This is a genomic window from Mesorhizobium sp. M7A.F.Ca.CA.002.09.1.1 (assembly GCF_003998555.1).
In the GTDB taxonomy this organism is placed as follows: domain Bacteria; phylum Pseudomonadota; class Alphaproteobacteria; order Rhizobiales; family Rhizobiaceae; genus Mesorhizobium; species Mesorhizobium ciceri.
Genome location: NZ_RZRR01001447.1, coordinates 1 through 755, shown reverse-complemented (window position 1 = coordinate 755; position 755 = coordinate 1). Strand labels below are relative to the sequence as shown.

Annotated in this window: 1 protein-coding gene; it reads right to left on the bottom strand. The window is 62.1% G+C overall.

The features are described 5' to 3' along the window. Positions 1 to 755, bottom strand: a 755-nt coding sequence (locus tag EN994_RS33900; RefSeq protein ID WP_206530574.1) for a KUP/HAK/KT family potassium transporter, incomplete at both ends; no start/stop codon positions are given.

Sequence of the window (755 nt, the reverse complement as noted above, 5' to 3'; positions counted from 1 at the left end):
GGGCGAGGCCTTGAGCGAACGCCGCGACAGGAAGAACGAAGTCGTCATGATGTCGAATTTCCAGCCCTGCTTGCGGCAGATCGCCAGCGCGCGCGGGATGTTGGGCTGCTCCATGTAGCCGAAGGTCAGCGTTACCCGCATGAACAGCTCGTTGACCGTCTCCATTTTGACCCGGTCGCTGTCGGGCACCACCGGCTGCGGCGCGGTCACCACTGAAAGGATGACGTTCTGCTCATGCAGCACCTTGTAGTGCTTCAGGCTGTGCATCAGTGCGGTTGGCGCGCTGAGCGGATCGCTGGTCAGGAACACGGCGGTGCCTGACACCAGCTGCGGCTTCTTCTTCAACAGATTGCCGGCGAGGAAATCGAGCGGGATCTCGTTGCGGCGGGTCTTGTCGAGCAGATAGCGGCTGCCGCGCACCCAGGTCCACATGGCCAGCACGATGGTGAAGGCAACGGCCAGCGATGCCCAGCCGCCCTCAAACACCTTGACGATGTTGGAGGCAAAGAAACCGACGTCGATGAAGCCGAACAGCGCCGTCAGCGAGACCGCCAGCCACAGCTTCCATTTCCAGATCCGCGTCATGACCACAAACAACAGCACCGTGGTCACCAGCATGTTGCCGGTCACCGAGATGCCGTAGGCCGATGCCAGCCTGCTGGACTCGCCGAAGCCCACCACCAGCATCATCACCACCAGCGCCAGCAGCAGGTTGACGCGCGGCATGTAGATCTGGCCGGACTGTTTCTCCGACG